This is a genomic window from Actinoplanes sp. NBC_00393 (genome assembly GCF_036053395.1).
Taxonomy (GTDB): domain Bacteria; phylum Actinomycetota; class Actinomycetes; order Mycobacteriales; family Micromonosporaceae; genus Actinoplanes.
In genome coordinates this window covers 2771274-2792281 of the sequence record NZ_CP107942.1, presented here as the reverse complement: position 1 = coordinate 2792281, position 21008 = coordinate 2771274, and the positions used below count along the sequence as shown (strand labels likewise).

General features: G+C 72.0%; 15 protein-coding genes. 8 read left to right on the top strand and 7 right to left on the bottom strand.

Going from position 1 to position 21008, the window contains the following annotated elements; translation table 11 throughout:
- Positions 1 to 8: 8 nt before the first annotated feature.
- Positions 9 to 836 (top strand): alpha/beta fold hydrolase, encoded by an 828-nt coding sequence (locus tag OHA21_RS12910; RefSeq protein WP_328473594.1) that lies wholly within the window; start codon positions 9 to 11, stop codon positions 834 to 836.
- Positions 837 to 936: 100 nt separating this feature from the next.
- Complete coding sequence (locus OHA21_RS12905) at positions 937 to 3840, top strand: discoidin domain-containing protein (RefSeq protein WP_328473592.1); 2904 nt, start codon at positions 937 to 939, stop codon at positions 3838 to 3840.
- Here the strand turns inward: OHA21_RS12905 and OHA21_RS12900 are convergent.
- Entirely contained in the window at positions 3765 to 4007 is a 243-nt protein-coding gene (locus OHA21_RS12900) for a hypothetical protein (RefSeq protein WP_328473590.1), read from the bottom strand. The two genes, OHA21_RS12905 and OHA21_RS12900, sit on opposite strands and share 76 nt — an antisense overlap.
- Positions 4008 to 4031: 24 nt before the next feature.
- Between OHA21_RS12900 and OHA21_RS12895 the strand changes: the two genes are divergently transcribed.
- The 3 genes from OHA21_RS12895 to OHA21_RS12885 all read left to right on the top strand — a co-directional run bounded on the left by OHA21_RS12895 (position 4032) and on the right by OHA21_RS12885 (position 7108).
- Entirely contained in the window at positions 4032 to 4514 is a 483-nt protein-coding gene (locus OHA21_RS12895; protein ID WP_328473588.1) for a DNA polymerase ligase N-terminal domain-containing protein, read from the top strand.
- Positions 4515 to 4847: 333 nt separating this feature from the next.
- Positions 4848 to 6362 (top strand): CHAD domain-containing protein, encoded by a 1515-nt coding sequence (locus OHA21_RS12890; protein WP_328473586.1) that lies wholly within the window; start codon positions 4848 to 4850, stop codon positions 6360 to 6362.
- A complete protein-coding gene (locus tag OHA21_RS12885) occupies positions 6359 to 7108 on the top strand; it encodes a ParA family protein (RefSeq protein ID WP_328473584.1) in 750 nt (249 codons plus the stop codon). Before OHA21_RS12890 ends, OHA21_RS12885 begins: the two co-directional genes overlap by 4 nt.
- Here the strand turns inward: OHA21_RS12885 and OHA21_RS12880 are convergent.
- From OHA21_RS12880 to OHA21_RS12870, 3 genes are read right to left on the bottom strand one after another with little or no spacing between them, the layout of a single operon-like run.
- Positions 7105 to 9027: an alpha/beta-hydrolase family protein gene (locus OHA21_RS12880; RefSeq protein ID WP_328473582.1), complete on the bottom strand. Its 1923-nt coding sequence runs from the start codon at positions 9025 to 9027 to the stop codon at positions 7105 to 7107. The genes OHA21_RS12885 and OHA21_RS12880 overlap by 4 nt on opposite strands.
- Before the next feature lie 18 nt (positions 9028 to 9045).
- On the bottom strand, positions 9046 to 9372 hold the full coding sequence (locus OHA21_RS12875; protein WP_328473580.1) for a carboxymuconolactone decarboxylase family protein: 327 nt from the start codon (positions 9370 to 9372) through the stop codon (positions 9046 to 9048).
- A gap of 58 nt (positions 9373 to 9430) precedes the next feature.
- Positions 9431 to 9817: a DUF1622 domain-containing protein gene (locus OHA21_RS12870; protein WP_328473578.1), complete on the bottom strand. Its 387-nt coding sequence runs from the start codon at positions 9815 to 9817 to the stop codon at positions 9431 to 9433.
- A gap of 472 nt (positions 9818 to 10289) precedes the next feature.
- Here OHA21_RS12870 and OHA21_RS12865 point away from each other — a divergent pair, with 472 nt between their 5' ends.
- Positions 10290 to 13022: a cation-translocating P-type ATPase gene (locus OHA21_RS12865; protein WP_328473576.1), complete on the top strand. Its 2733-nt coding sequence runs from the start codon at positions 10290 to 10292 to the stop codon at positions 13020 to 13022.
- Positions 13023 to 13186: 164 nt separating this feature from the next.
- On the top strand, positions 13187 to 15673 hold the full coding sequence (locus OHA21_RS12860) for a LuxR C-terminal-related transcriptional regulator (RefSeq protein WP_328473574.1): 2487 nt from the start codon (positions 13187 to 13189) through the stop codon (positions 15671 to 15673).
- Positions 15674 to 15683: 10 nt separating this feature from the next.
- Here OHA21_RS12860 and OHA21_RS12855 read toward each other — a convergent pair whose 3' ends face one another.
- Together OHA21_RS12855 and glsA are read right to left on the bottom strand one after the other, a co-directional pair.
- Positions 15684 to 16364, bottom strand: coding sequence for a hypothetical protein (locus OHA21_RS12855; protein ID WP_328473572.1), 681 nt, complete (start codon positions 16362 to 16364; stop codon positions 15684 to 15686).
- A complete protein-coding gene (gene glsA / locus OHA21_RS12850) occupies positions 16361 to 17374 on the bottom strand; it encodes a glutaminase A (protein WP_328473570.1) in 1014 nt (337 codons plus the stop codon). The genes OHA21_RS12855 and glsA overlap by 4 nt, the downstream gene beginning before the upstream one ends.
- 89 nt (positions 17375 to 17463) lie before the next feature.
- Here glsA and OHA21_RS12845 point away from each other — a divergent pair, with 89 nt between their 5' ends.
- A complete protein-coding gene (locus OHA21_RS12845; RefSeq protein WP_328473568.1) occupies positions 17464 to 18291 on the top strand; it encodes an alpha/beta fold hydrolase in 828 nt (275 codons plus the stop codon).
- A gap of 29 nt (positions 18292 to 18320) precedes the next feature.
- Here the strand turns inward: OHA21_RS12845 and OHA21_RS12840 are convergent, their stop codons facing one another.
- Positions 18321 to 20948, bottom strand: coding sequence for a LuxR C-terminal-related transcriptional regulator (locus OHA21_RS12840; RefSeq protein ID WP_328473566.1), 2628 nt, complete (start codon positions 20946 to 20948; stop codon positions 18321 to 18323).
- Positions 20949 to 21008: the final 60 nt, after the last annotated feature.

Below are 21008 nucleotides of genomic sequence, written 5' to 3'. Positions count from 1 at the left end.
GCGCTCCCATGGTGCAGACCGAGGAGCGATTCGTGCCGTCCGGAGCGTTGCGACTGTGGACCGAACGGGTGGGCGACCCCGATCATCCGCCGCTGTTGCTGATCATGGGGGCGGCCGCGCAGGCGATCAGCTGCCCGGACGCGCTGGTCACCCGGCTCGTCGAACGCGGCGTCCAGGTGATCCGCTTCGACCACCGCGACACCGGCCGCTCCAGCGTCGTGGATTTCGACGCGCAGCCGTACACGATCGCTGATCTGGCCGGAGACTGCCTGGCCGTGCTGGACGGCTACGGGCTGGCGTCCGCGCACGTCGCCGGCGCGTCGATGGGTGGCGTGCTCGCGCAGCGGCTGGCCGTGCACGCGCCGGACCGGGTGCAGTCGCTGACCGTCATCACCAGCACGCCGATGGGCGTGCACCCGGAGCTGCCGCCGCCGGCGCCGGAGTTCGAGGCGCATCTGGCCGCCGGGCTGCCGCCGGGCGTGGAGTCCGACGTGGCCCTGTTCCGGGTCTTCAACGGGCCGGTCCGCCCGTTCGACGAGCCGGCTGCCCGGGCGATGCTGGAGCTGGCGCTGTCGCGGGCCACCGATCCGGCAGCGGCCGCCAATCACCACCGGGCCTGCGCGACGATCACTCCCGACCTGCTCGCCCCGCTGTCGTCGATCACCGCCCCGACCACGATCGTGCACGGCCAGGTGGACCCGGTCTTCCCGGTCGGGCACGGCGAGGCCCTGGCCGCTGCGATTCCGGGGTCGCGCCTGCACGTCGTACCCGGCATGGGTCACATTCTCTTCTCCCCCGGCCTGAGCGAGGAGGTCGCCGACCTGATCCGGCTGTGACGGCACCACCGCTCGGCCCTGTCATCCCGGCCGTTCGTCGATGGACGAGACATAGACGAACGGTATTTGCTTCTGTCGGGATCGACATTGGGGGATGTGAATGCATAAACGGGGAGGGTGGTCCGCCACCCTGGTTCTGAGCCTCTTCATCGGCGTGGCGGTGGCGGTGCACGAGCCGACGCCGGACGCGCCGGCGGCGGATCCGCACGCCGGGCACATCATGCCGAAGGCCGTGCCGGTGGCGGTGACGACACCGATGCCGCTGCCGCGTACCGGGTGGGTGGTGACCGCGGACAACGGCCAGGCCTCGGCCGCCGCCGTGCTCGACGGTGACGCCGCAACCGCCTGGAACAGCGGGGCCACCGCCCTGCCGCACCGGCTCGCGCTGGACACCGGCAACCGGGTGGCGGTCAGCGGCCTGAGCTACCTGCCGGCCGGCGCCGCCGACGGCCGGATCGGCCAGTACCGCATCGAGATCAGCGACAACGGGACGACGTGGAGCGCCCCGGTGGCCACCGGCACCTTCGCCGACGACGCCACCCTCAAGACCGTCTCGTTCACCACCGTGATCACCCGGCACGTGCGGCTGGTCGCGGTTACCGAGGCCGGCGGGCGCAGCACCCGGTCCACGGCGGCCGAGATCAACCTGCTCGGCGGCACCGACCCGGCGCTACCGCGCACCGGCTGGACCGCCGCGGCGGACAGCCAGGAGACGGCCGCGCAGAACAACGCCGCCGCGAACGCCCTGGACGGCAACACCGCGTCGATCTGGCACAGCGCGTGGAGCGCCGCGCCGGTGCCGGCGCTGCCGCACACCTTCACCATCGACATGAAGGTCACCAACCTGGTGTCCGGGCTGAGCTACCTGCCCCGGCAGGACGGCAACCGCAACGGGCTGATCGGCCAGTACCGCATCGAGACCAGCACCGACGGCACGGTCTGGGCGCCACCCGCAGCCACCGGTGCCTTCATCGACAGCGCGCCGGCGCAGACCGTCACGTTCGCCCCGGCGCTGGCCAGATTCGTCCGGATCACCGCCCTCAGCGAAGCCGGCAACCGGGGCCCGTGGAGCAGCGCCGCCGAGTTCAATCTGCTCGGCCGCCCCGATCCGACCCTGGCCCGCACCGGCTGGACGGTCGCCACCGACAGTGAGGAGACCGCCCGGGAGAACGGGCGCGCCGCCAACGTGCTGGACGGCAACGCCGCCACGATCTGGCACAGCGCCTGGAGCGTCACCCCGGTGCCGCCACTGCCCCACTCGCTCACCGTGGACCTGAAGTCGTCCGTACTGATCGGGGGTCTGGCCTATCTGCCGCGACCCGCGGCCGGGGCCAACGGCCGCATCGGCCGCTACCGGATCGCCACCTCGCCGGACGGAACCACCTGGACCGACCGGGTCGCCGACGGCGCCTTCGCCGACAGCCCGGCCCGCCAGACCGTGATCTTCCCGCCGGCGCAGGCCCGCTACGTGCGGCTGACCGCGCTCACCGAGGCCGGCACCCGCGGCCCGTGGAGCAGCGCCGCCGAGATCGACCTGCTCGGCCCGAGCGGCTCGGTGGTGCCCAAACGCGGGGTGTGGAGCGCGCCGGTCGGCTTCCCGCTGGTGCCGGTCGCCGCCGCCCAGCTGCCCAACGGCAAGATCCTCACCTGGTCGGCGTTCCGGCCGGACGCATTCAGCGGCGGCACCGGGCAGACGCTGACCGCCACCTACGACCCGGCGACCGGGGTGGTCACCCAGCGCACGGTCACCGAGACCGGGCACGACATGTTCTGCCCCGGCATCTCCACCCTGCCGGACGGCCGGATCCTGGTGACCGGCGGCAACAACAGCGAGAAGACCAGCATCTACGACCCGGCCACCGACGCCTGGACCGCCGGGCCGAACATGAAGACACCGCGCGGCTACCAGTCGAGCACCACGCTCGGTGACGGCCGGGTGTTCACCATCGGCGGCTCGTGGAGCGGCGGCTGGGGCGGCTACAACGGCAGCCCGCACAAGGCCGGCGAGGTCTGGTCGCCCACCACCGGCTGGACCGCGCTGCCCGGCGCCGACGCCGCGCCGATGCTCACCGCCGACGCCAACCCGAACGGCGACTACCGCAAGGACAACCACACCTGGCTGTTCGCCTGGACCGGCGGGCGGGTGCTGCAGGCCGGGCCCAGCAAGGCGATGAACTGGTACACCACCAGCGGCACCGGCGGGGTCAGCCCGGCCGGAGTGCGCAGCGACGACGTCGACGCGATGAACGGCAACGCCGTCATGTTCGACACCGGCAAGATCCTCACGGTGGGCGGGGCGCCGAGCTATGAGAACAACAATGCAACCGCCAATGCGTACGTCCTGAGCGTTTCCGGCACCACGGTGACCACCCGGAAGGTGGCGCCGATGGCGAACACCCGCGCCTTCCACAACAGCGTGGTGCTGGCCGACGGGAAGGTGGCCGTCTTCGGCGGGCAGAACTACCCGGTCCCGTTCTCCGACAACACCGCGGTGCTCAGCGCCGAACTGTTCGACCCGGCGACCGGGTCGTTCAGCACGATGTCGTCGGCGGCGATTCCGCGCACCTATCACAGCGTCGCCATCCTGATGCCGGACGCCCGCGTCTTCACCGGCGGCGGCGGTCTGTGCGGCGCCGGGTGCGCGACCAACCACTTCGACGCGGAGATCTTCACTCCGCCGTACCTGCTCACCGAGGACGGCAAACCCGCGCCGCGCCCGTCGATCACGGCCGCCCCGGCCACCGCCGCGAACGGCGCGAGCATCACGGTCAGCACGGACAAGGCGGTCAGCTCGTTCGCGATCGTGCGGATGGGTACGGCCACGCACAGCGTCAACACCGACCAGCGCCGCCTGTCGTTGACGCCGACCGCGGTGGCTGACGGCTACCGGCTGACGATTCCGGCGGATCCGGGTGTCGCGCTGCCGGGCTACTGGATGCTGTTCGCCCTGGACGCGAAGGGGGTGCCGAGCGTGGCGAAGACGATCCGCATCGGCACGGTGTAGGTGCGAGGTGGCGGACCGACCACGGCCCGGGCCAGGCCGACGGCCACCCGGGACCGGTCGGTCCGCCACACCTGCTGCCGGTCGCGCGGCAGGCTCACCCTCGGTCCGCGCCGCTGCTCGACCAGCGCATACCCACCGGATTCGGCCACTGACGCGGCATCGCGCACGGCCGGCCCGGGTATGGGAGCAGGATGTCTCTTCGGTACGTGGTGCAGCGTCACCGGGCCCGCCGCCTGCACTACGACTTCCGGCTGGAGATCGACGGGGCGCTGGCCAGCTGGGCGGTGCCGAAGGGCCCGACGCTGGATCCGGCCGTGCGCCGGGCCGCCTTCCACGTCGAGGACCACGCGCTGAGCTACGCCGACTTCGAAGGCGTCATCCCGGCCGGCCAGTACGGCGGCGGCGACGTGATCGTCTGGGACTTCGGCACGTGGCAGCCCGGCGACACCGACGACCCGGCCGGCGCCGTCGAGGCCGGCGAGCTGCACCTGGACGTCTACGGCGAGAAGCTGCGGGGCCGGTTCGCGCTGATCCGCACCCGCGGCGGCAACGACGCCTGGCTGCTGGTGCACAAGCGCGACGAGCACGCGGTGGCCGGCTGGGACCCCGAGGACCACCCGTACTCGGTGCTCACCGGCCGCACCAACGACCAGGTGCGAGCCGGCGCCGATTGATCCTGCGGGTCAGGATGCGTCGGCGCCGAGCGCTGCCGTGATCTGCTCGATGGCGACCGCCTCAGCGGGGCTGACGGCCTGGCCTTCCTCCCGGTGCGCGGCCGCGACTGGACGCCGTAACCACGATCATGCCGGCGCTCGGCGGACCCTCAAGGACCGCCGTCATGACTCCTCCTTCGGTCAGCTGCCCCGGGAGATCGGAGACCTGTCGCCATTGTCTTGCAGGTATCACCCGCCCGGCCTCATTCATCAAGGATGATCCGCGCCCAGCCGCCCCGATCATGCGTTGCGGATGAGGTTGCGACGAGCCGAAACGTCTACGGTCGGGGCACCATGACCGTATTGCGAAGTGCCCGGCCGCCCGGCGCGGTGGCGCTCGACTTCGAGGCCGTCCATGAGCTGCTGGCCTCGTCCTTCGAGGTGTCGGTCGGCCCACCCGCCGCGGTTCGGCGCACCGTGCTCGACACGTTCGACCGCCGCCTGGCCCGTGCCGGTCAGCGGCTGGAGCAGATCGCCGAGCCCGGCGCCGCCCGGCTCGAGTTGGCGCGGAGCGGGCAGACTCTGACGCACGTGCTCCCCGGAACGGGGCCACGATGGCCGGCGATGGCGGCTGCGCTGCCGGACGGTGCACTGAAGGACCAGGTCGCGAACCTGGCAGGCATCCGCGCTCTGCTGGTCGTCGGGGAGAGCCGAAGACTGGTGCGCCGTGCCGAGTTGCGCAATGCGGACCACAAGATCGTCGTGCGTGTCGACGTGGACGAGCCTGCTGACGGTGGCACGCCGCCGACGACGGTCGTCGTCCGGCCGCTCCGCGGGTATCAGAAGGAGGCCGACCGGGCGCGGCGACTCCTCGCGCCCCTGCTCGAGCACGCCCCGGTCGAACAGGCGGCGCCTGCGGCCGAGCGCCGGCCGGCCGCCGATCCGAAAGCCCCGGCGCGGACGCTGCTCGCTGCCGAGCTGACCCGGTTCCTGGAGACTCTGCGCGAGAACCTTCCGGGCACGATCGCCGATATCGACACCGAGTTCCTGCATGACGTACGCGTCGCGATCCGGCGGACCCGCTCCCTGCTCAAGGCCGGCCGCCCGGCACTTCCGGCGCATTTCCCGCAGGTGTGGGAGCCGCAGTTCAAGTGGCTCGGCGACGTCACCACCCCGGTCCGCGACCTGGACGTGTACCAGCTCGGCCTGCCGGAGATGGCCGGCTGGCTGGTCGCCGCCTCGCCTGCCGACCTCAAGCCGTTCGGCAGGCATCTGGCACGCCGCCGGGCCGCCGAGCGACGTACGCTGCTGCGCGCGCTGCGCAGCGCCAGGCTGCGCCGGCTGCTGGACGACTGGCCGGGTGAACTGGCCGAGCTGGCCGCCTCCGCACACTCCTCCGACGGCACCGCGTGGTCGGCCGGCAGCCTGGCCCGCTCCACCGTCACGCGGGCGCACCGCCGGGTGGTCCGCGGTGGCACCGCGATCTCCGACGCCTCGCCGCCGGAGGAGCTGCACGTCCTGCGGAAACGGTGCAAGGAGTTGCGCTATGCGCTGGAGATCTTCGCGCCGGTGCTCGGCGACGTCCAGGCGCACAAGGCGATCAAGGATTTGAAGAGCCTTCAGGATGTGCTCGGCCGGTTCCAGGACTCCGAGGTGCAGTCGACGACGCTGCGCGGATTCGCCCACGAGATGCTCGCCGACGGTGTCCCCGTGGAAGCCCTTCTCGCCATGGGCGAACTCACCGGCCATCTCCATGCCGAACAGCAGCGCGCCCGCACCGAGTTCGGCAGCGCCTTCGCCTCCTACCTCGGGCCGGCCGGCCGCCGCCGGATGACACGCCTGCTGAGCGACGGAAAGGCGGCCGGGTGAAGATCTACGCGACCTACAACATCAAGGGCGGTGTCGGGAAGACGTCCACCGCGGTCAACCTGGCCTACCTTGCGGGTGCCGCCGGCCGCCGCACCCTGCTCTGGGACCTCGACCCGCAGGGCGCGGCGACCTACGTGTTCCGGGTCAGGCCGCGGGTGAGGGGCGGCAGCCGTGCTCTGGTCACCGGCCGGCAGCCCGTCGACGACGCGGTGAAGGCGACCGACTTCGACAACCTGGATCTGCTGCCGGCGGACTTCTCGTACCGCAACATGGACCTCGATCTCGACGACGCGAAGCGGCGGAAACGCCGCCTGCACGACCTGCTGGCCGGGCTGGCCGCGGACTACGACGTCGCCTTCCTGGACTGCCCGCCCGGCGTGTCGCTGGTGTCGGAGAACATCGTTCGCGCGGCGGACGTCCTGCTGGTGCCACTCATTCCCACGACGCTGTCGCTGCGCACGTACGCCCAGCTGACCCGCTTCGTCGCGGATGCGCCACGGCCGCGGCCGGAGATCATTGCGATCTTCTCGATGGTCGACCGGCGCAAGCGTCTGCACCGCGAAGTCATCGAGGCCGCGCACGACGGCACCGGCCGGTTCGCGGAAACCGTCATCCCATCGATGACGCTCGTCGAGCAGATGGCCGAGCAGCGCGCGCCGGTACCGGTCTTCGCGCCCACGGCCAGGATCACCCGCTGCTACCAGCAACTGTGGTCGGAGGTCGGCGAGGACTCGGCGCCCGCCTAGCCGGCCGGGCGGTGGTCGAACAGCTGCTCCCGGATGGCCTCGCGGGACTTCAGCGCGGTCTCGATCCGGTCCAGCTGCTCCGGCGTGGCGGGCAGGTCGAACACCTCGCTGATGAACCGCGCGAGGTCGGGCCGGTAGTCGTGGCCCCAGGCGCGGTAGCGGCCCGGCACCTGCGCGTTCTTCATGTCGATCAGCAACTGGAAGAACGTGGTGATCGGCCGCCAGCGGATGTCCGGCGGGATGCCGCGGGGGCTCGCCCCGTCGACGGTCTCCAGTGGCGGCCGGTCCGCGCCGAGCCACCGGGGCGGCGTCGTCAGCAGGTCCAGCCCGAACTTGGTGACGCCGTCGTTGTCGTGGCTGAGCATGACGTAGCGCAGCCGGGCCCGGCGCTGCGGGTCGATCGCCTCCAGTTGGGCGTAGTCGTTGACCACGGCAACGGTGTCGCGGTCGACGTCGAGCCGGTCCTCGCCGGTGACCTGGTGCATCCATCCGCTGCCGTACGGCGTACCGATCCACAGTGCGCGATCGATGCCCAGCGTCTCCAGACCGAGCGTGCCCCAGTGCAGGAACACGTCCTGGCTGGTGTGCGCGCCCAGGCTCTCGCCGAACAGGACCACCCGCGGGCGTGGTTCCGGGCGGCGCCGCACCTCCTGGAGGATCCTCAGCCACAGCAGCCGGTTCTGCTCCCGGGCTGCCTTGACCATGCCGAGTGACAGCGGCGACGGCCGCTTGGAGTACTGCAGTGTCACGGTGGCCACGTCGCCCAGCGCCAGGTATTGCGCTGCCGCGACGGCCACATAATTGACGTAGCCGGTGCCGGTCGGTGACACCAGCATGAGCACCGAGCGGTCGAACGCGCCGGTGCGCTCCAGCTCGGCCAGGGCGAGGTCGACGCGTTGGCGGGCGGACTGGGCGCTGTCGAGCCCCACATAGACCTGCACCGGCTGCGCGCGCGCCGGCGTACCCATCACCGTTTCGATGGACAGGTCGGGCGTACCGGGCGGGGCGTCCGGAATGGGCGCGGGCCGCGCGTAGGCGAGCGCGTGCCGGCGGCCCTCGCGGCCCAGGCTGGCCCAGGGCACCAGGCTGCCCGGTCCGCCGCTGATGGTGGTGCCGACCCACCGGGTCTCCTCGTCGGCCGAGATCAGCGGTTGCTCGGCCGACGTGCCGGCCTCGATGCGCCGCATCGCCCGGTGCCACAGGCCTGAGCCGCCGGCCGCCAGGGCGACGAGCAGCGCTCCGTGGCCCACCAGGCGCCACGCCTCGACCGGGGCGGGCAGCGCTGCGGCCATCCGCCGACTGAACTGATCGGTCAGCAGGTGTTCGGCGTAGGCGGCTGCGCTCATGCCCGCGACGATGCCGCCGGCCACTGACAGGGACCGCAGGGCTGACGGTTCGTCGCCCTGCGCGGGGGCTCGTACCCGGCGGCGCTCCAGCAGGTATGCGACAGCGAGGCCGGCCGGCACCGCCACGGGCAGAGCAGCGATCCGCCCACCGGCGCCGATCCTGGCGTCCAGCCACCGGGTGCCGGCCTGGGCTCCGCTGAGCACGACGCCACCCAGCCCGGTCACGGCGGACCGCCATCCGATCTGCCGGAGCAGGCCCCGGGCCATCGACTCATCGGCACGCGCCGGAAGCGTATGCTGCAGCGCCAGACCAGCCGGGATCGCGACGACATCGGCCAGCAAGGTCGATGGCGCCGACCCGGCGGACAACCAGACGGCGGTCGCCCGCAACGCGTCCTGCGCGCTGACCGTCAGCAGGTAGTGCAGCCCGATCGACAGGCCGGTGACCAGTCCCTGGTCACCGGCGCTGCGCGACGACAGCGAGGGAGCGAACGTCTCCGGGGCGAGCGCCGACGCGACCAGCAGCCCGATGTTCGTGGCCGGGTCCGGCTCGTTCAGTCCCTGTCCTGACATCGGCTCCCCCGTTGCGGGTCAGGCGCCGGACTCGTCGGCCGCGTCAGCCGTGATGGCGATGGCGAGGCCGAGCGCCTCGGTGATGGCGCCCGCGGCCCGGAGCACGCGCGGCGCTCCGACGATCGGCGCGACGGCGACGAGGATGTCCTGGATGTCGTCGATCTTGACACCGGACTCCACCGCCGGCGCCACGTGCAGCAGGTAGGAGGCCGGCGGCGCGTCGACCGCGACGAGCGCAGCGATCCGGACCATGAGCAGTGCGGTGGGGTCGAGCTCGACCCGGGCCAGCGACGCCGCGTTGATATCGGTCAGGGCCTCGAGGACGGGTGCCTGTCCGGTTGCCATCGACGTTCTCCTTCCAGGGCGGACGGGAGTCGTCCGTTTCCGCAGCTACAGGTTCGCGCTACGGTGCGGGCTCTTCCTCATCCGACGTGGATGAAGCCGTCACCGCCGCCCGCCGGCGCCACGGCAGGATCCCTTCCAGTTCAACATCCAGAGAGAAACTCAGAAACGTACGCACGAGCACGATCAACCCGAGCGTGACGGCACTCTCCAGCGTGCGGTCGACGGTGATCGTCAGCACGATGTCCGCGATGATCAGGACTTCCAGGCCGAGCAGGATCGCCCGGCCGATGCCCTGCCGGGCCCGCTGATAGGCGACCCGGCCGCCGTCGCGGCGGACGTCGACCGCCGCCGACGCGAGGGCCAGCAGCGAACCGGCGACCAGGATCGCGACGCCGGCGATCTCGAAGCCGTTGACCACCGATTCCATCGCGTCGTGGAAACTCACCCCGGTCGCCTCGGGGCACCTGCGATCTGCACGACCTTGCTCCTTCGGACCCGGATACGCGGCAGTGGCGTCACCAGCATCGACTCGCCGAGATCACCGGGCGTCACCCCGGTCGAGTGATTCGCAGCGACGGACTCGGTTGGGGCAGCAGCCCGTGCCCATTCGCTCGCGGCTTCGCGGAGCGTGGTCCCGGACGGACTGGGGAGCCGGGCGAGAGTCAGCTCACCGCATACGTGCAAGGCCTGGCGACATCTTCCACCAGCCATGATCCGCCGGGCGCGACTAATTCATCCGTTCCGGACGAGGCGGTCACATCGGATCGGCCGACATCGTCAAGCTGGACGCCACCGCGCTGATCCGGGCCGCATCATCGGGGCCGGCATCCTGCCGTACCTGCTGTCCCGACGGCTGCCCGAACGACCTCAGACCCCCGCACTGACGCCGACGGTCCGCCAAGCCAGGAGGAGGCAGCATGTCGGTCCAGCTCGAATCCGATCCGGGGCAGGTGCGGGGCGTGGATTGGCACGCCATGACGGTCGACGAGGTGGCCGAGGCGCTCACCGCCGACACCGGCGACGGCCTGTCCGCCGCGGAGGTCACCGCCCGCCAGGACCGGTACGGGCCCAACGCGCTGCGCTCGGCCCCGCCGGCACCGTGGTGGAAGCTGTTGGTGAGCCAGTTCAGCGACGGGCTGATCCTCGTCCTGTTCGGCGCGGCGGTGCTGTCGCTGGCCATCGGGGAGATCGAGGAGGCGGTGTTCATCGCCGTCCTGCTGGTGTTCAACGGCGTCCTCGGCTTCGGGCAGGAACGGCAGGCGCAGAAGTCACTGGCGGCGATCCAGGCGCTCGTCGTGCCGCACGCGCGGGTGCGGCGCGACGGGACTGTGCAGCAGGTTCCGGCGGACGAGCTCGTACCCGGCGATCTGGTGCTGTTGGAGGCCGGTGACACGGTGCCGGCCGACGGCCGACTGGTCGCGGCGTTCCGGCTGGCGATGGCCGAGGCCGCGCTCACCGGCGAGGCGGTGCCGGTGGACAAGAACACCGGGGCGGTCGGGCGCGACACCGCACTGGCCGACCGCACCGACATGGCGTTCACCCACACCGCGGTCACCGCGGGCCGCGCAGAGGTGCTCATCACCGCGACCGGCATGGACACCGAGATCGGCAAGCTGGCCACCCTGATGTCCGAGGTGGAGTCCGAGCCGACCCCGCTGCAACGCCAGACCGCCCAGCTCGGGCACCGGCTGGCGATGATCGCCGGCGCCGCCGTGCTCGGCCTGCTGATCGTCGGCCTGGTCCAGGGTGAGGACTTTCAGGAACTGATCGTCGGCGCGATCGCGCTGGCCGTCGCGGCGATCCCGGAGGCGCTGCCGGCAACGGTCACGGTGACCCTCGCGGTGGGGATGAGCCGGCTCGCCAAGCGCCGCGCCGTGGTCAAACGCCTGCACGCCGTGGAGACGCTGGGCTCGACCTCGGTCATCTGCAGCGACAAGACCGGCACCCTGACGCTCAACCAGATGACCGCTCGCACGCTCGTGCGCGGCACCGAGGAACTCTCCGTCGAAGGCCAGGGCTATTCGCCGGACGGGCGGATCATCAGCTGCGACTTCGACGGGCAGCCACCCGAACTGCGCCAGCTCACCGCGGCGATGGCGCTCTGCAACGACGCGGTCATCCGCGACGGGGCCTGCATCGGCGATCCCACCGAGGGGGCGCTGGTGGTTCTGGCCGGCAAGGCGGGCATCGACGTCACCGGCGCCCGGCGGCGGTTCCCCCGGGTCGGTGAGGTGCCGTTCGACTCGGCCACCAAGTACATGGCCACGTTCCACGAGGACACGTCCGGGCAGCGTCCCGGTGAGGTGGTGATCTGCGTCAAGGGGGCGGTGGAGAGCGTCCTGGAACGCGTCGATCACATCGCCGATCGCAACGGCGAGCCGCTCGCTCTCGACGACGCCGGCCGTGTCGCGGTCCGGGCGGCCGCCGACCGCCTCGCCGGGCGCGGCCAGCGGGTCCTGGCGGCTGCCGGCCGCTGGGTGCCGCGCGACCGGCTCGACCTCGACGGCGATCTGGCGCAGGCCGCGACCGGCCTGACCTTCCTGGGGCTGGTCGGCATCGTCGATCCGCCGCGGAGTGAGGCGAAGGACGCGATCACCGCGGCCCACCGGTCCGGCATCGAGATCAAGATGATCACCGGGGATCATCCGGCCACCGCGCACGCCATCGCCGAGGCGCTGGGCATCACCGGTGACGTGGTCCGTGGCGCCGATCTGGAGGCCATGGACGACCGCGAACTGGCCGGCCGGGTGCGCGACATCGGCGTGTTCGCGCGGGTGGCGCCCGAACACAAACTGCGCATCGTACGGGCGTTGCAGTCCCACCACCTGGTGGTGTCGATGACCGGCGACGGCGTGAACGACGCGCCCGCGCTGGAGCAGGCCGACATCGGCGTGGCGATGGGGATCACCGGCACCGAGGTGACCAAAGAGGCCGCCGACATGATCCTGCTGGACGACAACTTCGCGACGATCGTGACCGCGGTCCGTGAGGGCCGGACGATCTACGAGAACATCGTCAAGTTCGTCCGGTTCCAGCTCTCGACCAACCTGAGCGCCATCATGACGGTGCTGGCCAGCGCGCTGCTGAGCACGACCGCGCCGTTCACGACGATCCAGATCCTCTGGGTCAACCTGATCTGCGACGGCCCGCCGGCGCTCGCCCTCGGCGTCGACAAACCCCGGCCCGGTTCGATGGACGAGCCGCCGCGCTCCAAGAAGGCACAGATCCTGCCCTGGTCCCGCCTGCGGGTGCTGCTCTGGCTCGCCGCGATCATGGGCGCCTGCACGCTCGGCGTGGTGGCCTGGGCCGGCCAGCTCTACGGCGCCGCCGTCGCCGCGACGATGGGCTGGACCACGTTCGTGCTCGCCCAGCTGTTCAACGTCTTCAACGCCCGCGCCGAACGGGCGTCGACCTTCACCTCCGGCTTCTTCTCCAACCGGTACGTGTGGATCTCCGTCGGCGCCGTCGCATTCGCCCAGCTCGCCATCGTCAAGGTCGACTGGCTGGGCGACTTCTTCGACGCCGCCCACCTGACCGGCGCCCAGTTCGCGATCTGCCTCGCCCTGGGTTCGCTCGTGCTGTGGCTCGAAGAGATCCGCAAGTGGGTTGTCCGCCGCCGGGCACGGTCCGTCCGGACCGCCGTCGTCTGACCGCCCTCGACATCGGCCGGGTCGGCACCCCGGGCCCACCATGATCGTTTATGATCACCGTCGATCTCCGGCGCAGCAGCGGCCGGCGCCCGAACCGGCGCGTAGGTTCAACGGCAGCGGCGAAGCGTTCGCCGTGGCGCCGGGCATGGCCGAGGCGGTGATCGATGGACGAGTCAGCCCGGCATGCTGCCGTTTCTCGGTTCGGGCTGGAGGCCGGCCGGCCGGTGGTGCCGCAGCCGCACCTTCGGCGTGCCCGGCTGCATGGCCTGCTCGAGGCCGGCGCGACCCACCCGGTGACCGTGCTGCGCGCCGGAGCAGGCTGGGGCAAGACGACGCTCGTCGCCGCCTGGGCGGCGGAGCAGCCGCGACCGGACCGGGTGGCCTGGCTGACCGTGCGGCGCCGGCACACCGGCGTCGCGGCGCTCTGCTCCGGAATCGCCGCGGCCATGGGTTTGTCCCCTGTCGATATGCCGGCCGGCGACGAGGCGGCTGTCAGAACCTTGCTGGACCGGCTGGCGTCCGTTTTTGATCGCCGGAACGCTTCGTCGGCACTGATACTCGACGACCTGCACCTGCTGACGGGAACCTCGACCGAACGCGCGCTGGCCACCCTGGTCGCCCATCTTCCGGCCGGGCTGCGCCTGGTGTTGCTCTGCCGCAACCAGCCGGCTCTGCCCGACGCCGGCCGTTTGATCACGATCGGCGTCGAGGAGCTCGCCCTGCACGCCGCCGAGGCCGCGGACCTGGTCGGTCTACTCGGCGGTGGCGATCCCAGCATCGGCGAAGGATGGCCGCTCGGAGTCCGGCTGGCCGCCGAGTCCGACGATCCCCGCGCCATCGACGACTACCTGTGGCGCGAGGTCGTCGACCCGCTGCCGGCGCCGATCCGGCGATTCCTGCTGCGCACCAGCGTCGTCGAACAGCTCACCCCGGCGCTTGCCGAAACCCTCACCGGCATCGGGGACAGCGAGCACACCCTCGGCGCGCTCGCCCGCGACACCGGCCTGGTCACCAGCGACGACGACGCCGATCGATACTTCCGCTACCACGGTCAGCTGCGGGCGATGCTGCGGCGGCGGCTGGAGAGCGAGGCGCCGGGACTGGTCGCCCGGCTGCATGTCACTGCGGCGCACTGGTACGCCGCCGAACGCTCCGTCCCCGAAGCCCTGCGGCATGCGGCGGACGCCGCCGACTGGGCCTATCTGGGCCGGCTGGTGGCCGAGCTCGCAGTGACCCGGATCGTCTCCGCCGAACGAAGGCTCGTGGTCGACGCGGTGCAGCGGGTCCCGCCGCAGTTCCTGCCCACCACACCGGAACTGGCCCTCTGCGCCGCCCTGCTGGCCTTCGTCGCCGGCGACTTCGCCGCGGTCCCGAGCTGGATCGGGCGGTCCCGGGCCATGCTCGCCGGTCGCGACACGGCCGACCGGCTGGCGGTCGATGCGGCCCTGGGCCTGCTCGAGATCGGCACGGTCCACCGGGTCCACGGTGACATGCCGAACCTCGTCGAGGCGGCCACCGAGGTACTCGGGCGGCTCAGCACCGCGGACACCGGCCGCCTTCCGCTGTTGCTGCAGCTGCGCGCTGTCGCCACGAACAACAAAGGGGTCGGCCTGCTCTGGAGCGGCCGGCTCGAGCAGGCCGAACGGCATCTCTGGTCGGCACTGCGCGCCGCCCGCACGACCGGTCTGGAGCTGATCGACCTCAATGCGTCAGGCCACCTCGCTCTGCTGGCGTACTTCCAGGGCGACCTCGGCCTCGCAGAGACGCACGCCGGCTCCGCGCAGCAGCTCGCCGAACAGCACGGACTGTCCGCCACCGCGCAGGCCATGGCAGGACAGCTGGCCCTGGCCCTGATCGAGGTGGAACGCGACCGGATCACCGAGGCCCGCGATCATTGGCGGCGCACCCTGCGTACCGAAGCCAATCCGCCCGAGGCCGCCCTGATCGTGATGTCCTCGGTGGTGCTGGTCCACCTGCTGCTGGCCACCGAGGACGTGGGATCCGCCCGGTTGTACCTGCGGCAGGCACGTCAGGAGGACGTCTACGCCCTGAACGCCCCGTTCCTGCAACGCTGGATCAACCTGGTGGAGAGTGGGCTCGACGTGGCGCACGGCCTCCCGGCGCAGGTGGTGGCCCGCTACCGGGACCGGACCGCCCTGATGATGGCCGAGCAGGCCGTGCTCGGCCAGGCGCTGATCGCGGCCGGTGACAGCTCCGGCGAACAGTTGCTGGCCGCGGCCGCGAACGGTCCGGACCGGATAGCGGCCGTGCAGGCGTGGATCTCCCTGGCCCTGCTCGCCGACGCCCAGGGCAAGACGTCGCGGGCCGCGGCTGCCGCGGCCCGGGCCGCCGCCCTGGCCGAGCCGGACGGCATCCGCCGCCCGTTGCGGCGGCTCCGCCTGGCCGGCATCGATCCGGCGTCCGGGCAGCGGCCGCCCGCCCCCGGCGCCGCACTCCCCGAACCGCTCAGCAGCCGGGAGACCGAGGTGCTGCAGTTCCTGCCGAGCGTGCTCACCGCCCAGGAGATCGCCGATCACCTGGGCGTCTCGGTGACCACCATCAAGGCGCACCTGCGCTCGATCTACCGCAAGCTCGGCGCGGCCCGGCGCCGTGAGGCGGTGGACATCGCCCACCGCCTCGGCCTCCTCTGACCGGGCAGGTCTAACGGCTCGGTGTCCAGTAGCCGGTCAGCTTCAGGGTCTGCTGAACCGCGGCGGTGGAGGCGAGCGCCAGGCGGTGCTGCTCCTCGCTGAGGCAGCCGGCCTCGCTGAGCAGGCGCAGCCACGACATCTCCAGCGCGACGGCCGCCGCGTTGAACCGCTCGGACGCCTGCTTCAGCGGCGTCTGATCGCTGATGCCCTGCTGAGCGGCCGTCAGCTCGGCGTCGGCCTGCTTCACCCGGTTGACGGTGGTGCTGGGCACCGACGGCGCGGCCGGGGCAGACGCTGCCGACGGGGCCGGCGCGGGCGGCAGCGAGGCTTCGGCGCGGGCGGCGGCCAGCTCCTTCTCAGCCGTCGCCAGGTCCTGCCGTGCGGTGGCCAGCTGCTCGGCCGCGGCGATGACCTCGGCGCGCGGTTCGCTCAGCTCAGCGCCGGCGTCCTTGACGTCGCCCACGGTCGGCGCGGTCTCGTTGAGCAGGTCGCCGTAGCGGTCGAGCGCCGTCACATAGCTCGTGCTGCTGCGGCAGAAGGCGTCGACCTGGCCGGCGAGGGCGGCCTGCGCCTCGGCGTACGCCTCCTGCTTCTCGGCAAGCTGCCTCTCGGTGCGCCGCACCTGGGCGTCGCCGCTGCAGCCGGTAACCGCCAGCGTCGCCGCGACCGCCAGGATCCGCAGTCCTTTCACCGGAGCTCCCCGGCCAGAGGGCCCGCAGGCTCGGAGGCGAACAGGGTCAGTCCGAGCCGTTGCGAAAGGAACCGCGCTGCCAACTGGCCCTTGACGCTGTTGCCGTAGCCGTCGAGCGGTGGGGCGAACGCGGCCAGACCACCCTTGCCGGGCGAGACGACGATGATGCCGCCGCCGATGCCGCTCTTGCCCGGCACACCGACGTCGTACAGCCAGTCCCCGGACGTCTCGTACAGACCGGAGGTGGCCATCACCGCGAGCGCGTAGTGACAGACCGAGCTGTCCACCACGCGTTCCCGGGTGCGCGGGTTCACGCCGCCGTTGGCGAGGGTGGCGCCCATTACCGCGAGGTCGGTGGCGGTGACCCGCACACAGCTCTGCCGGGTGTACAGGTCGACGGCTTCGACCGGATCGCTGTCGAGCAGCCGGTAGGCGTGCAGCAGGTCGGCGAGAGCCCGGTTGCGGTGGTTGGTCGCCGACGCGGAGGCATAGACCTCGTCGTCGAGCGTCAGCTCCCGGCCGGCGAACCGGGACAGTCCGTCGCGCAGGAAGGCCCATCGGGCCTCGGTGGTGGCGCCGGGCGCCAGGCTGGCGGTGGCGATCGCCCCAGGGTTGACCATCGGATTCGTACGGCCGTCCGGGCCCCGCTCGACCGCCGCGAGCGAGTTGAACGGCAGCCCGGTGGCGTTGACACCGAGCCGCCGGCGGATCGGCTCCGGCCCGGCGGTCTGGCAGATCAGGGCGAACACGAACGGCTTGGCCACACTCATGATCGTGAAGCCATGGTCGGCGTCCCCGACCGCGTACGAACCGCCGCGGGCGCCGGCCGCGCAGATGCCGAACAGGTCGGCCGGCACGCGGGCCAGCGCCGGATACACCTGGGAGCAGGCACCGGCGGTCACGGTCCGGTACCGCTCGTACGCCTGGTCGAGGGACAGCCGCACGTGTTCCGGGGAGGGCAGCTCGCCGGTCGAGACGTACGGGACGACGTCGTTCTCGAGAATCTCCATCGATCACCAACGTAAGTCGCCGACCGTCGATGCGGCTTCATCCGCGACGGGTGACGCCGGGTGCGCGGGACCCGCCCGACAATGGCCGGGTGGCGGAGACGGGCTGGCGTGAGCGCCGGATCAAGGTCCAGGGACGTCCGGTGTTCGTCCGCATCGGACCCGAGGTGCCCGGATCCGTCCCGCTGGTACACGTACACGGCTTCGCGGTGTCCGGAAGCTATCTGTTGCCGACCGCCCGGGCGCTGGCCGGGCGCGCGACGACGCTCGTACCCGATCTGCCCGGCTACGGGCGCAGCGCGGCCTGGGGCCATGCGCTCGGGATCCCCTCGCTGGCCTGGGCGCTGCTCGAGCTACTCGACGCGCTGGAGCTGGAGCGGGTGTACCTGGTCGGCAACTCGATGGGCGGGCCGGTGTCGCTCGAGGTGGCGCACAGCGCGCCCGAGCGGGTGGCCGGAATCGTGCTGGCCTCCCCCGCCGGCGGCATGCACAACCAGCCGCTGGGGCGGGCGCTGCTGCAGCTCGCCCGCGACGTGCGCCGCGAGAGCCCGCGGATGATCCCGGTCGTGCTGCCCGACTACCTGCACTTCGGCCCGGTGAACGGGCTGCACCTGTTCAGCGAGCTGGTGCGGTTCCCCTCCCTGGAACGTCTGCTGCGCACGCCGGTGCCCACCCTCGCCGTGCTCGGCAGCCGCGACCCGCTGATGCCGCCGATGACGCGGGTGCGCGAGCTCGGCCGGCTGGCGCCGCCACACCTGACGGTGGTGATGATCGACGGCGCGGCGCATGCGATGAACTACAGCCACCCGGGCGAGCTCGCGCACGTGATCGGCTGCTGGCTCGACGGCGACGACATCACCGACGATCCCGGGCAGCCCGGCATCGCGCGGGTCCTGCAGATCCGGCCCGGGAACGGGTGACCTCACAGCGGGCCCGCCGACGGGTGATCTCAGAGCAGGCCGTGCTCGCGGGCCCAGACGACGGTGTCGCTGCGCCGGGCCGCGCCGGATTTGCGGTAGATCGCTCGCTGATGAGCCCGGACGGTATTGATCGAGATGCCCAGCTCGGTGGCGATCTGCCCGGCGGTCAGGTTGGTGGGCAGCAGGCGCAACACCTCCGTCTCCCGTTCGCTCAGCCCTTCGGCGCTGCCGGCGCGGTGCGCCGCGCGGATCTCGTCGATGAACGCCGTGGTGGCGCCGGTATTGCTCAACTGCAGGCGGTGCAGCAGCTCCTCGAGCCGGCCACCGGCGTGGGTGTGGAACGGGCGCCGGATCCCCTCCCGTTCGGCCAGCACGACCGCGTCGCTCAGCAATGCGGCGGCCTGGCCGGCATGTCCCCGGCCGTCGGCGATCAGCGCGCTGATGATGCCGGCCTCGACCGCGGCCACGGTGTGCGCCGGCACGGCAGGGCGGGTCACGCTGAGCAGCTGCTCGGCAAGACGCGGATTGCGTACGCCCAGAGCTGCCCGGGCCCGGACGACCTGATGCCGCAGATCGTCGGTCTCCCCGCCGGGACGCTGCGCGATCTTCTCCGGGTGGCCCGCAGCCAGCTCAACCTCGTCATCGGCCAGCGACAACCACCGGTCCAGGCCCGGCACCCGCATCCGGGCGTTGCGGTCCTCGCGCGCCGAGTGCAGGTGGTGGCGGGCCGTCGCGAGGTCGCCGTGCGCCAGCGCGAGGCGGGCTCGCACGCCGTGCACCACGATCCGCTGGGCGGCTTCCGGGTCGCTGTCGTGCGCCCGCATCCCGGCCGTGGCGGCCTGCTCCGCCGCGACCAGGTCACGGCGTTCCAGATGGATCAGCGCCTGGGCCAGATGGGTGGCGACCGACTGGATGGTGTTGCGCCAGCCACCGCGTTCGATCAGGTCCCGGGCGCCGGCGGCGAGCCCGGCGGCTTCGTGGACCGACCCGCACATGACCTGCAGCAGGGCGAGGTGACCCACCGCGTTGATCTCGGCCAGGTCGAGACCGGCGGTCCGGGCGGCGCTCGCCGCGGCCCACAGGTCACGGGCCGCTGCCTCGGGCCGGCCCAGCCAGAGCTGCGCGAGGCCCCGGTTGTTCAAGGCGATGGCGCGGTGCTGGACGACCGCGGCGCCCTCGGCCCGGGCCTGCGCGGACAGCATCGCCAGCAGATCGGTGCTGCCGGCGTGGACGGCGGGCATGTCACCGACCACGCGGTCGGCCGCCAGCTGCAGGGTGAGCAGCATGATCTCGACCGGCCGGCGGGTGTGGTCGGGGCGGCGGCGCAGCATCCGGCGGGCGTGCTCGACGCGGGCCGGGATGGCGTCGTAGTCGCCGCTGTGGAACAGCAGCACCGCTGCGCAGACGACGAGCTCGGGTGAGGAGTTCAGCTTTTCCGCCGGCACCTGCTGCAGGACCCGCGCGAGCGAATGCCGGTGCGCGGAGAGGATGAGCGGGGCGGCCTCGCCAGTCACCAGCCGCCCGACGTACGCCCAGTCCTGGGCGGCGATCGCGTGGTTGAGCGCCTCCATGACCGAGTTGTTGCTGGCGTACCAGCGGGCCGCGCGCCGGTGCAGTTCGTACACCAGCGTGGGAGTCTCCCGCAGCAGGTTGTGCCCGAGCGCTTCGCGCAGCAGGTGGTGATAGCGGAACCAGAGCGGTTTCTCGCCGAGCCGGACCACGAAGTCGTTGGAGGACTCCAGCTGTTCCAGGGTGCGCTGCCCGTCGTGCTGGGCGGTGATCGCGTTGGCCAGATCCGCGCAGAGCCGCTCGCAGATGCTGGTCTGCAGCAGGAACCGCCGCTGGCGACGGGACCGCCCGGACAGCACCTCGCCGATCAGGTACTCGATGACGCCGCGGGTGTGGCCGGTGAATTCGGCGAGATCACCGGAGTCGCCCCGGCCGGCCAGATAACCGGCGCTGAGACTCAGCCCGGCCGCCCAGCCCTCGGTACGCTGCACCAGGACGGCCAGGTCCGGCGCGGTGGGGGTGTGCCCGTGCCCGCCGAGCAGGGTCGCCGCCTCGCCCTCGGTGAACGCCAGGTCCTTCGCCCGGATCTCGGTGACCTGCCCCGCGGCTCGCAGCCGGTGCAGCGGCAGGGCAGGCTCGGCACGGCTGATCAGCAGCAGGCGAAACCCGGCCAGCGGATGCCGCAGCAGGTCGTTCATCTCGCCGATCACCTGCTCGTCGGTGATCTCGTGGAAATCGTCGATGACCAGCACGGTCGGATGCGGCAGGCGGCCCAGGCCGTCGGCGAGCCTGCGAACCCGTTCGGCCTGGTCGGCCGGCACAGAACTGAGGTCGGCGAGCGGGTTGCCCTCCGGCACCGCGCCGGCGACCCGCAGCGCGGCGACCACGTACGCCCAGAACAGCTGCGGATCGTTGTCGTGCCGGTCCAGGCTCAGCCAGGCGACCGGGTGGTCGCGGCCCTGCGCCCAGGCGGAGACGAGCAGGGTCTTGCCCCAGCCGGCGCCGGCGCAGACCAGGATCACCGGCGAGCCCATGGCGGTGTCCAGCATCTCGCACAGCCGTGGCCGGTCGACCGGGGATCGCGTCAGCTGCGGCCGGGCGGTCTTGGCCTCGATCAGCGGCATCCTGGTGGCGGCCCTGTCACGCACCCCGGATCCTCGCCTCGCCAAAGGCATCGCTGCCACCTCGCCCGAAAAGGGTATCCCGGT

Bases quoted from the DNA above. Each gene is read 5' to 3' on its own strand.
- OHA21_RS12890 (WP_328473586.1), top strand. From the start codon at position 4,848: ATGACCGTATTGCGAAGTGCCCGGCCGCCCGGCGCGGTGGCGCTCGAC.
- OHA21_RS12905 (WP_328473592.1), top strand. From the start codon at position 937: ATGCATAAACGGGGAGGGTGGTCCGCCACCCTGGTTCTGAGCCTCTTC.
- glsA (WP_328473570.1), bottom strand. From the start codon at position 17,374: ATGGAGATTCTCGAGAACGACGTCGTCCCGTACGTCTCGACCGGCGAG.
- OHA21_RS12880 (WP_328473582.1), bottom strand. From the start codon at position 9,027: ATGTCAGGACAGGGACTGAACGAGCCGGACCCGGCCACGAACATCGGG.
- OHA21_RS12865 (WP_328473576.1), top strand. From the start codon at position 10,290: ATGTCGGTCCAGCTCGAATCCGATCCGGGGCAGGTGCGGGGCGTGGAT.
- OHA21_RS12860 (WP_328473574.1), top strand. From the start codon at position 13,187: ATGGACGAGTCAGCCCGGCATGCTGCCGTTTCTCGGTTCGGGCTGGAG.
- OHA21_RS12875 (WP_328473580.1), bottom strand. From the start codon at position 9,372: ATGGCAACCGGACAGGCACCCGTCCTCGAGGCCCTGACCGATATCAAC.
- OHA21_RS12910 (WP_328473594.1), top strand. From the start codon at position 9: ATGGTGCAGACCGAGGAGCGATTCGTGCCGTCCGGAGCGTTGCGACTG.
- OHA21_RS12895 (WP_328473588.1), top strand. From the start codon at position 4,032: ATGTCTCTTCGGTACGTGGTGCAGCGTCACCGGGCCCGCCGCCTGCAC.